The organism is Pseudomonas sp. (assembly GCF_050739655.1).
Lineage (GTDB): Bacteria > Pseudomonadota > Gammaproteobacteria > Pseudomonadales > Pseudomonadaceae > Aquipseudomonas.
The window spans coordinates 1-12,301 of sequence record NZ_JBOIBY010000121.1; the positions used below are offsets into that span (position 1 = coordinate 1).

At 59.2% G+C, this 12,301-nt stretch carries 12 protein-coding genes; 6 read left to right on the forward strand and 6 right to left on the reverse strand.

Features of this window, described 5'->3' with window-relative positions; translation table 11 throughout:
* Positions 1 to 135 precede the first annotated feature (135 nt).
* The 3 genes from ACRESJ_RS06435 to ACRESJ_RS06445 all read left to right on the forward strand — a co-directional run bounded on the left by ACRESJ_RS06435 (position 136) and on the right by ACRESJ_RS06445 (position 4,850).
* On the forward strand, positions 136 to 1,902 hold the full coding sequence (locus tag ACRESJ_RS06435) for an ATP-binding protein (RefSeq protein ID WP_431757167.1): 1,767 nt from the start codon (positions 136 to 138) through the stop codon (positions 1,900 to 1,902).
* The gene (locus tag ACRESJ_RS06440) at positions 1,896 to 3,221 is read left to right on the forward strand and encodes a sigma-54-dependent transcriptional regulator (protein ID WP_431757168.1); all 1,326 of its coding nucleotides are present in this window, start codon (positions 1,896 to 1,898) and stop codon (positions 3,219 to 3,221) included. Before ACRESJ_RS06435 ends, ACRESJ_RS06440 begins: the two co-directional genes overlap by 7 nt.
* A gap of 309 nt (positions 3,222 to 3,530) precedes the next feature.
* Positions 3,531 to 4,850, forward strand: coding sequence for an MFS transporter (locus ACRESJ_RS06445; protein ID WP_431757169.1), 1,320 nt, complete (start codon positions 3,531 to 3,533; stop codon positions 4,848 to 4,850).
* 108 nt (positions 4,851 to 4,958) lie between these two features.
* On the opposite strand, the gene ACRESJ_RS06450 is transcribed toward ACRESJ_RS06445, so the two are convergent.
* A complete protein-coding gene (locus ACRESJ_RS06450; protein ID WP_431757170.1) occupies positions 4,959 to 5,714 on the reverse strand; it encodes a COG4705 family protein in 756 nt (251 codons plus the stop codon).
* Between the two features lie 337 nt (positions 5,715 to 6,051).
* Between ACRESJ_RS06450 and ACRESJ_RS06455 the strand changes: the two genes are divergently transcribed.
* Together ACRESJ_RS06455 and ACRESJ_RS06460 are read left to right on the forward strand one after the other, a co-directional pair.
* Positions 6,052 to 6,345 (forward strand): hypothetical protein, encoded by a 294-nt coding sequence (locus tag ACRESJ_RS06455; protein ID WP_431757171.1) that lies wholly within the window; start codon positions 6,052 to 6,054, stop codon positions 6,343 to 6,345.
* Positions 6,346 to 6,609: 264 nt separating this feature from the next.
* Entirely contained in the window at positions 6,610 to 7,254 is a 645-nt protein-coding gene (locus ACRESJ_RS06460) for a flavin reductase family protein (protein WP_431757172.1), read from the forward strand.
* Here the strand turns inward: ACRESJ_RS06460 and ACRESJ_RS06465 are convergent, their stop codons facing one another.
* Together ACRESJ_RS06465 and ACRESJ_RS06470 are read right to left on the reverse strand one after the other, a co-directional pair.
* The gene (locus ACRESJ_RS06465) at positions 7,255 to 7,485 is read right to left on the reverse strand and encodes a hypothetical protein (protein ID WP_431757173.1); all 231 of its coding nucleotides are present in this window, start codon (positions 7,483 to 7,485) and stop codon (positions 7,255 to 7,257) included.
* A gap of 41 nt (positions 7,486 to 7,526) precedes the next feature.
* A complete protein-coding gene (locus ACRESJ_RS06470; protein WP_431757174.1) occupies positions 7,527 to 7,880 on the reverse strand; it encodes a putative quinol monooxygenase in 354 nt (117 codons plus the stop codon).
* Between the two features lie 418 nt (positions 7,881 to 8,298).
* On the opposite strand from ACRESJ_RS06470, the gene ACRESJ_RS06475 reads away from it, so the two are divergent.
* Positions 8,299 to 9,228 carry an AraC family transcriptional regulator N-terminal domain-containing protein gene (locus ACRESJ_RS06475; RefSeq protein WP_431757175.1) on the forward strand — a complete coding sequence of 310 codons (930 nt, stop codon included), beginning with the start codon at positions 8,299 to 8,301 and terminating at the stop codon, positions 9,226 to 9,228.
* Positions 9,229 to 9,360: 132 nt separating this feature from the next.
* On the opposite strand, the gene ACRESJ_RS06480 is transcribed toward ACRESJ_RS06475, so the two are convergent.
* Genes ACRESJ_RS06480 through ACRESJ_RS06490 form a run of 3 tightly spaced genes read right to left on the reverse strand, consistent with a single transcriptional unit; the run spans position 9,361 to position 12,188 of the window.
* Complete coding sequence (locus tag ACRESJ_RS06480; protein WP_431757176.1) at positions 9,361 to 10,416, reverse strand: ABC transporter ATP-binding protein; 1,056 nt, start codon at positions 10,414 to 10,416, stop codon at positions 9,361 to 9,363.
* An 18-nt stretch (positions 10,417 to 10,434) separates the two neighbouring features.
* On the reverse strand, positions 10,435 to 11,283 hold the full coding sequence (locus ACRESJ_RS06485) for an ABC transporter permease (protein ID WP_431757177.1): 849 nt from the start codon (positions 11,281 to 11,283) through the stop codon (positions 10,435 to 10,437).
* Positions 11,280 to 12,188 (reverse strand): ABC transporter permease, encoded by a 909-nt coding sequence (locus tag ACRESJ_RS06490; protein ID WP_431757178.1) that lies wholly within the window; start codon positions 12,186 to 12,188, stop codon positions 11,280 to 11,282. Before ACRESJ_RS06490 ends, ACRESJ_RS06485 begins: the two co-directional genes overlap by 4 nt.
* Between the last annotated feature and the right edge of the window lie 113 nt (positions 12,189 to 12,301).

Genomic DNA, 12,301 nt, shown 5'->3' on the forward strand with positions numbered 1-12,301 from the left:
GATCAGCAGCGTTCTCAAAACGGCCCAAAGATCGCAGCCTGCGGCAGCTCCTGCACGGGACGTGTGGTCGCGTGTGAATACCCGGTAGGCCCGTGTTATGGTGCGCCCCCTCCGTATCCCATGTGTAATGCTTGCATGTTCCTGTCATCTCGCCCCCTGCGCCTGACGCTCTATACCCTGGTGATCATCGCCGGTGCCGTCATCGCCGCCACTCTGGCGATGCGTCATGCCGTGCGCCAATCCATGGTCGAAGACGCGGCCCGGGCAAACCAGCAATTGGGGCTGTACGCCACGTCCCTGCATACCCTGATCGATCGCTACCGTACCCTGCCCTCGGTGCTGGCGCTGGACCCGCAATTGCGCAATGCACTCAGAAGTTCGGTCGATCCCGAGCAACAGGATCTGCTGAACCGCAAGTTGGAGCAAATCAACGGCGCTGCCGAATCCTCGACACTGGAATTGCTTGATCGCACCGGTCTTGCCGTGGCCGCGAGCAACTGGCGTTTGCCCAACAGTTATGTCGGGCACAATTATGGTTTCCGCCCTTATTTCAACCAGACCCGCACTCAAGGCACCGGGCGCTTCTATGCCGTGGGGGTAACCAGCGGTATTCCGGGTTACTTTCTGTCCAGCGCCGTGACCAGCGACGACGGGCAGTTTCTCGGCGCCATGGTGGTGAAGCTGGAGTTTCCGGAACTGGAACGGGAGTGGAGCCAGGGCAGCGACACACTACTGGTCAGCGACGCCCGCGGCGTTGTCTTCATTGCCAATCAACCCGGCTGGCGTTACCGCCTGTTGAAGCCGCTGAATGACAGCGATCACGCCGAACTCAAGAGCACCCGCCAATACGACAAGCAGCCGCTGACACTGCTGGACTATCAATCGATGCGACGCTTCGACGACAACAGTGAGCTGGCGCGCGTACAAGGTCCGGACGGTCAAGCGGATTACCTGTGGGAGTCCCTGCCACTGGCGGCCGAAGGCTGGACGCTTCATCTGCTGCGTCGTCCGCAAGTCCCTTTCGAAGACAGCCGCAACGCTGCCCTTGCGGCGGCCGGGCTGTGGTTGGCGCTGGTGTTTCTACTGCTGTTTCTCAATCAGCGCTGGCGACTGGCCAAACTGCGCCAGCGCAGCCGCGAAGAACTTGAACAACTGGTGGAAGAACGCACCCGTGACCTGCGCACCGCTCAGGAAGGCCTGGTGCAATCAGCCAAACTTGCTGCGCTGGGGCAAATGTCGGCAGCGTTGGCCCACGAGATTAATCAGCCACTGACGGCGCAGCGCATGCAACTTGCAACCCTGAGACTGCTGCTCGATCACGGCAGAGTCGACGAGGCCTACAAGGCACTTAAACCGGTGGACGACATGCTGACGCGCATGGCCGCCCTCACCGGCCACCTGAAAACGTTCGCCCGCAAAAGCCCCAGTGGCTTGCGCGAACGACTTGACCTCGCCGCAGTGGTGGACCAGGCACTGCAATTGCTCGACACCCGGCTGCGCGACGAGCAGGTCAGCACAGTGCTGCATCTGACGCGCCCGGCCTGGGTCCGTGGCGATGCGATACGCCTGGAACAAGTACTGATCAACCTGCTGCGCAACGCCCTCGATGCGATGCAGGACAAACCCTGTAAGCGCCTTGAAATCCGTCTTGAAGCCGATGAACAGTTGTGGCGACTGAGCGTCATCGACAACGGCAGCGGCATCGCTGAGGAAAATCTGTCCAAGGTGTTCGATCCGTTTTTCACCACCAAACCCGTGGGCGATGGCCTGGGTATCGGCCTGGCGGTTTCATTCGCTATCGTTCATGAGTCGGGCGGTCGTCTGACGGCGGAAAATCACGGCAACGGTGCAGTGTTCACGCTGACCTTACCAGTCGACCTGGAGGCTCAAGCTTCATGCTGAATTCTGTGATGGTGGTCGACGACGAAAGCAGCATTCGCAGCGCCGTCGAACAATGGCTAAGCCTGTCGGGTTTCGAAGTGCAGCTGTTTAGCCGTGCCGATGAATGCCTGGCACAGCTGCCCAGGCATTTCGCCGGGGTGATTCTGAGCGATGTGCGCATGCCTGGCATGACCGGTCTGGAACTGTTGGCCGAAGTTCAGCGCCGCGATGTCGACTTGCCGGTCATCCTGCTGACCGGCCACGGCGACGTGCCGATGGCGGTCGAGGCGATGCGCGATGGCGCCTACGACTTTCTTGAAAAACCTTTCAGCCCCGAAACCCTGCTCGGCAGTTTGCGTCGGGCGCTGGAGAAACGCCGGCTGGTCCTGGAAAACCGAGCCCTGCACGAACAAGCGGACAACCGCGCCAAACTCGATGCCACGCTACTGGGCGTGTCCCGTGGCTTGCAGACCTTGCGGCGGCAAGTGCTCGATCTGGCGCCGTTGCCGGTCAACGTGCTAATCCGGGGTGAAACCGGTAGCGGCAAGGAACTGGTTGCCCGTTGCCTGCACGACTTCGGGCCGCGAGCCGACAAACCCTTCGTCGCGTTGAACTGCGCGGCGATCCCCGAGCAACTGTTTGAAGCCGAACTGTTCGGCCATGAAAGCGGCGCGTTCACCGGCGCCCAGGGCAAGCGCATCGGCAAGCTCGAATATGCCGACGGCGGCACGCTGTTTCTCGATGAAATCGAAAGCATGCCACTGGCGCAGCAAGTGAAATTGCTGCGGGTGTTGCAGGAGCAGAAGCTGGAGCGCCTGGGCTCGAATCAGAGCATCCGCGTAGACTTGCGCATCATCGCCGCGACCAAACCGGACCTGCTCGATGAAGCCCGGGCGGGACGCTTTCGCGAGGACCTGGCCTATCGCTTGAACGTGGCTGAGTTGCGCTTGCCTCCATTGCGCGACCGGCGCGAGGACATTCCCTTGCTGTACGAGGCCTTCGCCCAGAGTGCTGCCGAGCGTCTGGGGCGCACCTTCGCGCCGCTGAGCGGCCCACAGTTGAGCCATCTGCTGAGCCACGACTGGCCGGGCAATGTGCGCGAGCTGGCAAACGTGGCCGAGCGCCAAGTGCTGGGATTGGGTGAGCCGGAGCTTGCGGGTATCGAACCGGGTCAGTCACTGGCGGCACAACAGGAAGCCTTCGAAGCGCAATGCCTGCGTGCGGCATTGACCCGGCACAAGGGCGATGTGAAAGCGGTATTGGAAGAACTGCAACTGCCACGCCGGACTTTCAATGAAAAGATGCAGCGGCATGGGTTAAGCCGGGAGATGTTTTTGTAGCGTCCGCGCGGGCCTCTTCGCGGGCAAGCCCGCTCCCAAAGGGATCTCCAGTGAACACAAGTTTTGTGTACGACACGGAACACTGTGGGAGCGGGCTTGCCCGCGAAGGGGCCAGTACCGGCACCAAACAACTCAAGCCAAATGAGCGATTTTCCGCTCACACCCGACCCTCGATAAGCGGATTTCCGCTCATCAAACCCACAAAACCCCTCTAAACCGGTCATCTCCACGTTGGCACAGCTCCTGCTATAGCCCCCGCAGGCTGCGTTAACGCGCGCTCCATAAAATAATTAAACGAAGGATCCTTAAATGGATAACTCCAATACCCTGCCCCGTGGGTCGGCTGCCGTGCCGACAAAAGAACGCACTACCTCCAGCCGCATCAAATCGATCTTCAGCGGTTCCGTTGGCAACATGGTCGAGTGGTATGACTGGTACGTCTACGCCGCCTTCTCGCTGTACTTCGCCAAGACCTTCTTCCCCAAAGGCGACACCACCGCACAACTGCTGAACACCGCCGCAATCTTCGCCGTGGGCTTTCTGATGCGCCCGATCGGTGGCTGGCTGATGGGCCTGTATGCCGACAAAGTCGGGCGCAAAAAAGCCCTGATGGCCTCGGTTTACCTGATGTGCTTCGGCTCGCTGCTGATCGCCCTGAGCCCTGGCTACGAAGTCATCGGCATCGGTGCGCCGATCCTGCTGATTTTTGCCCGCTTGCTGCAAGGCCTGTCGGTCGGTGGCGAATACGGCACCTCGGCAACTTACCTGAGTGAGATGGCGACCAAGGAACGTCGCGGTTTCTACTCCAGCTTCCAGTACGTGACCCTGATTTCCGGTCAGCTCATCGCGTTGGCGGTACTGATCGTGCTGCAACAACTGCTGACCACCGAAGAGCTGTACGCCTGGGGCTGGCGCATTCCGTTCGCCATCGGCGCGCTGTGTGCCGTGGTCGCGTTGTATCTGCGTCGCGGTATGGAAGAAACCGAGTCGTTCACCAAGAAAGAAAAAGCCAAGGAAAGCGCGATGCGCACCTTGATGCGCCATCCGAAAGAACTGATGACCGTGGTCGGCCTGACCATGGGCGGCACGCTGGCGTTCTACACCTACACCACGTACATGCAGAAATATCTGGTGAACACCGTCGGCATGAGCATTTCCGACTCCACCACCATTTCCGCCGCCACACTGTTCCTGTTCATGTGCCTGCAACCGATCATTGGTGGCCTGTCGGATAAAGTCGGCCGTCGCCCAATCCTGATTGCCTTTGGCGTTCTGGGTACGCTGTTCACGGTGCCGATCCTCACCACCCTGCACACCATTGAGACCTGGTGGGGTGCGTTCTTCCTGATCATGGCGGCGCTGATCATCGTCAGCGGCTACACCTCGATCAACGCGGTGGTGAAAGCCGAACTGTTCCCGACTGAAATCCGCGCCCTGGGTGTTGGCCTGCCATACGCGCTGACCGTATCGATCTTCGGCGGTACCGCTGAATACATCGCGCTGTGGTTCAAGAGCATCGGCATGGAAACCGGCTATTACTGGTATGTCACCGCGTGCATCGCCGTATCGTTGCTGGTGTACATCACCATGAAAGACACCCGCAAGCATTCGCGGATCACTACCGACTGATCATGGTTGTCTTGAAATAATCGCGAGCAGGCTCGCTGCCATATGTGATCCGAATACACCGGACCATTGTGGGAGCGAGCCTGCTCGCGATAGCAACAACCCGATCTGTCAGGACAACTCGGCAGTCGGCTGTTTCCCGTAGTGTTTCTGCGCGTAACTGGCCCCTGCAATCATCACCAGCAGAATCCCCGCCAACACCATCGACGAGCCAATGGTGCCAAAATCCAGGCCACCCTTTTCATGGGGCTTGGTCAGAAAATCGCCCAAGGTAGCGCCGAAAGGTCGAGTCAGTACAAACGCGACCCAGAACAGCACAACCGTCGAAATCTTCGTAAAGTATTTGAGCAGCACCACCACCGCGATAGTCGAGCCGATCAGCAGTGCGCCACCGGCAAATCCAAGCCCGGAATCATCGGCCAGATAATCACCCAATGCCGTGCCCAGGGTGTTGGAGAACAAAATCGCCATCCAGTAGAACATCTCGCCACGGAACGTCTGGACCTTGGTCACGTTCAGGGAATCGCCGCTCAGGCGCCAGGCGGCAAAGATGCCCAGCAGAATTGCAATCAGGATCATCGAACCTGTGGCATAGCCCAGTTCCAGAGTGCGATCCATGAAATCAGACATGGTCGTGCCTGCCGTGCTGGTCGACAGAATCACGATCCAATACAGCACCGGCTTGTAGGTTTTCGACATCAGTTGCGTGACCAATGTCAGCACAAACACACTGATCAATATCAGCGAGCTGATGGCATAACCCACATTGAGGGTCATCGACAGCAAATCGCCCGCGGTTTCCCCCAGGGTCGTCGCGCAGATTTTCATCACCCAGAACGCCAGGGTGATTTGAGGAAGTTTATTCATTGAGGTAGAGCTCCGATGGTCATGTCTTCGGTATCCCGAGGCGCGCAGACTGGAGAACAAGCGGTGAAAAATGGGTAAGGGCTTTATGAAAAATCTGTCACACCCACGAAAGAGCGGATTAATCACGAGTTAATGCTCTCCTTCCATCCTTAAACCTGTCTGATCGATTAATTGCGTTGCGCGCATTCAGTTCATGAAAGCGGAAAACTTTGATGGCCTTAACATCTATTTAATCGATTGTTTCTAGCATTATTTTGCGCTTTTTAATCAGTTTAATTGGCGTAGCATGAAACCCATGCCCAAGACACAAAACGCCAAAGAACCTGGAGAATTGAAAATGAAAACCAAACTGTTCCTCGCCATCGCCCTGTCCGTACTGGCCGCCAACACCTTCGCCGCCGACGGTTTCGACCGCACTGGTTCCGCTGTTGCAGCAGATGGTTATGACCGCACTGGCTCGGCCACTGTTGCCGCCGATGGCTACGATCGCACCGGTTCCGCTACCGTTGCTGAAGACGGCTATGACCGCACTGGCGGCGCTACCGTCGCCGAAGATGGCTACGACCGCACTGGCGGCGCCACTGTCGCTGAAGATGGCTATGACCGCACGGGTGGCGCCTCCGTCAGCTGATTCATCCAGATGATACAAAAGCCCGGCTTCGGCCGGGCTTGGTCATTTCTGGAGCATGCAAAACCGGTGATTGATCGTTCCAACGCTCCGCGTTGGAATGCAGCCCGGGACGCTCTGCGTCCCAATCAAGCGCCGAACGCGGAGCGTCCGTTGAGGCATTCCCACGCAGAGCGTGGGAACGATCAAACAGCTCCTATAGGGAGGCTGGAAAAATGTTGCCCGGCCTTGCACCATGAGCGCTTTACGAAACTCCAGGATTGCCACATGCCCGACGACATCCACTATTACGAACCCGCCAACGGCCACGGCCTGCCCCACGATCCGTTCAACGCCATCGTCGGGCCGCGCCCCATTGGCTGGATTTCTTCACAGGATGCCAACGGCTGCTTGAACCTGGCGCCTTACAGTTTCTTCAATGCCTTCAACTACATTCCGCCGATCATTGGTTTTTCCAGTGTCGGGCGCAAAGACAGCCTGAACAACATCGAGCAGACCGGTGAATTTGCCTGGAACCTGGCGACCCGCCCATTGGCTGAGCAAATGAATCAAAGCTGCGCCATGGTCGGACCGAATGTGAATGAGTTCGAGCTGTCCGGGCTGACCCCGGTGGCGTCGAAGATCATTCAGGTGCCACGAGTCGCCGAAAGCCCGGTGTCCTTCGAATGCAAGGTCACGCAGATCATTCAGTTGCAGCGCGCGGACGGGAATGTGGTGCCGAGCTGGCTGATTCTCGGCGAAGTGGTCGCCGTGCATATCGCCAAATGGCTATTGAAGGATGGGGTATACGACACCGCCGCGGCAGAACCGATTCTGCGCGGCGGTGGGCCGGCGGATTATTTCCAGCTGGGACCAGAGGCTTTGTTCAAGATGTACCGCCCGGGTGCGGTGAAATCTGGGCCGGCCAACTAGTTACCAGACCAGCCCGCCCTCTTCGTCGACTCCCTTGAGGTGTGTCAGTTGCAAGGCCGCAGCTTCGTCGGCGTCTTTGGCGGTCTTGAAAGTCTGTTCTTCCAGCAGTTTGTTGAAGCGAGGGGCACCGGAGCCGCCAATGGCTTTGGTGGCGATTGCCGCGTAATACCCGCCTTCACGGGGAACTACGGCCGATACAGCTTCGAAGGTTTCAAAGGCTTTACGTGCCATGTCGTGCATCCTGGCTAGTTGAGAATGCAGCCATTAAACCCTCAACCGGCCAGTTTGTGTACCGCTGCCCCGGACTGACGCACGGCCTGCGCCGCCGACACATCCTTGAAGGTGTGAAAATCCAGACTGTTGACCACCAGTTCCTGCACCAGCTCGGCAAAAACCGCCATGGCCGGGGTGCTGAAGTACGCGGTCATCGCCTGTTGGTGGCTCCAGAAACCGGAGACCAGCCACAGCTCTGGATCGCACTGCGAATGCTGCAAGGCAAAGTTCAGGCAGCCGGGGGCCGCACGGGATGGTTCGATCAGGGCGCTGAGGCGCATGCCGAGTTCCGCCGAACGCCCGGCGCGCGCTCGAACGAAGGCCATATGACTGACAGGGATTTGCTTGGACATGGTTCAACCCTCCCGGGGAGTCGCGTGGCAGCCGGGGGACGGGCTGCGACAGGATCAAAGGTTAAGGGCCGCGACACCTCCATCGTTAGTCGATTCCTGTCGGTGCGTTGCACAATCCTGCGAGAGTCCGTGAGCTACCTGTAACCACCTGTGAAGCGCTGTCATACGCAGTTTTATGTAGGAGCTGCCGAAGGCTGCGATCTTTTGACGTTCATTAAAAAATCAAAAGATCGCAGCCTGCGGCAGCTCCTACGGGGTTATCGGCGTTATCTGAAATCCGTGTGCGGGTTGGCGATGGATGATCACAAAAACATCCCCGTGCAGAATCAGGCAAGCATCAGGCAGGATGTGTCTACCGCTTGGTCTTGCACAAACTTATGCTCAGCCCAACACCCATGCCTTGCCGAGGATGCCTTGCATGTCGTCGCTCGATCAATTTCAAGCCCCGCTGGACACCGACATGGAGAAGCAGCGCGTGGAGCTGGCGGCGATCATCCGTCGCAACACGGCCGAAGATGGCAGCTATGCCACAGCCATCAGTTCGCTGTTCATGTCGCGTCATAGCCAATCCCACGAATTCGCCCCGGTGCTCGCGCAACCGGCGCTGTGCATCATGGCGCAGGGCCGCAAGGAAGTTCGGCTGGCGGATGAGCTGTTCAACTACGATCCGTTGAACTACCTGGTGGTCTCGGTCTCGATGCCCCTGAGCGGACGGGTGGTGGATGTCTCAGCCGAGGAGCCGATCCTGGCCTTGCGCCTGGACATTGACCCGACGGAAATCAGTGCGCTGATCGCCGATGCCGGCCCCCTCGGTGTACCCACTCGGCCGACCGGCCGCGGGCTGTATGTGGAACGTCTCGACACGGCGATGCTGGATGCCGTGCTACGGCTGGCGCGCTTGCTCGACACACCGAAAGACATCGCCATGCTCGCGCCACTGATTCGCCGGGAGATTCTGTATCGATTGTTGCGCAGCAAACAGGGTCATCGGTTGTACGAAATCGCCATCGCCAACAGTCAAAGCCATCGCATCAGCCAGGCAATCAAATGGCTTAACGGTAATTATGAACAGCCGTTGCGCATCGATGATCTGGCCAAGGAAGTGAACCTGAGCGTGTCGACGCTGCATCATCGTTTCAAGGCGATGACGGCCATGAGCCCTTTGCAGTATCAGAAGCAACTGCGCCTGCAAGAGGCTCGGCGCTTGATGCTGACCGAAGGCCTGGAGGCTTCGGCGGCGGGGTATCGGGTGGGGTATGAAAGCCCTTCGCAGTTCAGCCGTGAGTACAGCCGATTGTTCGGGGCTCCGCCGCTCAGGGATTTGGCGCGGTTGCGGTTGTCGGTTTGAGCTGATTTTTGTGGTGATTCTGCCGGCCCTATCGCTAGCAGGCTAGCTCCCACAGGGGTGCTGTGTATACCCATCCACTGTGGGAGCTAGCCTGCTAGCGAAGAGGCCAGTTCAAGCAATACAAACCTTGGATCAGGCGCCCAATACCCGACACGCCTCAGCCGGCAACGTCACCGAAACCGGATGCCCAACACTCAAGCCAAAGCCCTGGCACGGCGTGCTCAGCGCTGTGAACGAAACTCCGGAACACTCCACCGTTGTCTCGATGGTCGCGCCGATATCCCGAACGAACGTCACCTTGCCCAACAAGCGATTGCCCGCCGACGCCTGCGGCGCAGACAGTTGCAGGTCTTCGGGACGGATCAGCATCTTCACTTTTTCACCCACCACAATGCTGCTGCAAATAGGCACTTGCAGTGCGTCGCCGCCTGGCAGACTGATCTTGCCATCGCCCAGTGCTGTGGCCGGGAAAATGTTGCCGGAGCCGATGAAGTCGGCGACGAATTCATTGGCCGGATGGCGGTAGATCTCGATAGGCGTACCCACCTGCTGCACCTTGTGCTCCCCCAATACGACCACGATGTCCGCCATGGTCATGGCTTCGCGCTGGTCGTGGGTCACCATGATGGTGGTGATGTTCAGGCGCTGTTGCAGTTGACGAATTTCTACCTGCATCGATTCGCGCAGCTTGGCGTCCAGCGCTGACAGCGGCTCGTCGAGCAGAAGGATTTTCGGGTGGTTGGCAATTGCCCGGGCGATCGCCACGCGCTGGCGTTGTCCGCCAGACAGTTTGGCCACCGGGCGATCAATCATCGGTTGCAGCTGGATCAGCTCCAGCAACTCCACCACCCGCGCCTGCTGCTCAGCCTTGCTGACGCCCCGCAGTTTCAGCGGATAGGCGATGTTCTCGCCCACCGTCATGTGCGGGAACAACGCCAGGGATTGAAACACCATGCCGAAGTTGCGCAGGTGCGCCGGGGTGTGGCCGATGTCTTCGCCGTCCAGGCGAATCTCGCCGCCGGTCAAGGTTTCCAGCCCGGCAATCATGCGCAACAACGTCGTTTTGCCGCAGCCCGATGGGCCGAGGAAACACACCAGTTTGCCCTCGGGCAAATGCAGGTTCACATCCTTTACCGCACAGGCCGAGCCGTAATGTTTCTCGACGTTTTCCAGAATCAAGCCAGACATAAGAATCACCTCAAGAAATCAGAACGAAACGCCACCTTCACCGACCAGTTTTTCGAGCGCCCAGATCAGGACGAAGTCGATCAACACGATCAGCACGGCAAACGAGAACACGGTTGGGTCCAGCGAAGACACGGTGCGGCTGTACATCCAGATCGGCACGGTCATGACGTCGATGGTGTAGAGGAAGTAGGTCACGGTGAATTCGTTGAACGAGACGATGAACGCCAGCAGCATGCCCGCCAGAATCCCCGACTTCATCAACGGCACCACCACATCGATGATCGCCCGCAATGGTGAAGCACCGAGCATTTGCGCGGCCTCCTCGACTTCACTGCCGATGGAAAGCATCGCCGCCGTGCAGTTCTTCACCACGAATGGCAACGCCAGGATCACGTGGGCAATCACCAGGCGCGAGGTGGTCATGTGGAACGGCAGGCTGTCGAACACCAACAGCAACGCCAACCCCAACACCACCATCGGGAACACCTGTGGCAACGACATCAGTTGCAGCGCCACGGCCTTGCCACGGAATTCACAGCGGGTCAGCGCGTAGGCCGCAGGTACGGCAATCAGCGTCGCGAAGATCATGGTCAGGCAAGACACCATCAGGCTGGTGGACATGGCCTGGCCGAGGCTCAATACGTCGCTGGCATCGGGCGAGACGAAGGTGTGCCAGGCGGCCTTGTACCATTGAAGGCTGTAGCTGCTGGGCGGGAAGTCGAGGTTCGACGCGCCGCTGAATGACATGACGATCATGGTCAGGATCGGCAACACCGCCAGCAACAGAATGAAGCCGGAGAGGATGCCGGCAAACTTGCCGGTGTCGCCGGGCAACAGCGACTGACGCTTCTTGATCAGGGTACTCATTGCGAAGCCTCCAGCATGCGGCGACGACGGCCAGTGATGTATTCGGACAAGGTCATGATCGCGAGCGTCGTGACGATCAGCACCACACCGGCAGCAGAGGCGGCGGGCCAGTTCATCAGCGGAGCGATCTGGTCATGCACCATCACCGCCAGCATGGGTACGCGTCGACCACCGAGCAGCAGAGGCACCACGAAGCTGCTGGCGTTGTAGGCGAACACCAGCGTCGCGCCGGTGATGATCCCCGGCAGACTCATCGGCAACACCACTTGGCGGAACACCTGGAAGCGACTGGCGCCGAGGGTAGCGGCCGCTTCTTCGTAACTGCGGGCGACGCCGCGCATGGCGCTGGCAATCGGCAACACGGCCAGAGGGAAAGCGGTTTGCACCAGGCCCATCAGTACGCCGTTCTGGTTGTACAAAAGCATGATCGGTCGCTTGATCAGGCCCAGGCCCATCAGTGCCTGATTGAGCATGCCGCCAGGACCGAGAATCACCAGCCAGCCATAGCTTTGCAGCAGCAGGTTGACCAGCAACGGTAACAGCACCGCAGCGAGAAAGATCCGGCGCACGAACGGTGAGGTCAGACGCGACATGGTGTAGGCCACCGGGATCGCCAGTATCACGGCGATCACCGCGCTGATCAGCGCCAGGCGCAGGGTCAGCATCAGGGATTTGAGGTAATAGGGTTCCAGCAACTGGGCGTAACTGGCCAGGTTGAACCCGGACCATTCAGCACCCTTGGTGCCCACGCTCATGCGCAGCACCAGCAGGCTGGCGGCGATCAGTACGCCAAGAAACAGCATCGACGGCGTGAGGAAAAACCAGGCACGGGCCGTCGGCGAAACACCGCGAGCGGCGCGCACGGGGGCGGCACTCACCGGATGGGTCAGAGGTTGGTGTTCCATAGCAAGGGTCTCGTCAATGGAAAGCAGCTGGTGAACACAGGACCTCAGGGCACCCCGGCCCCTTGTGGGAGCGAGCCTGCTCGCGATGGCGATCTGTCAGCCGACATTAATAT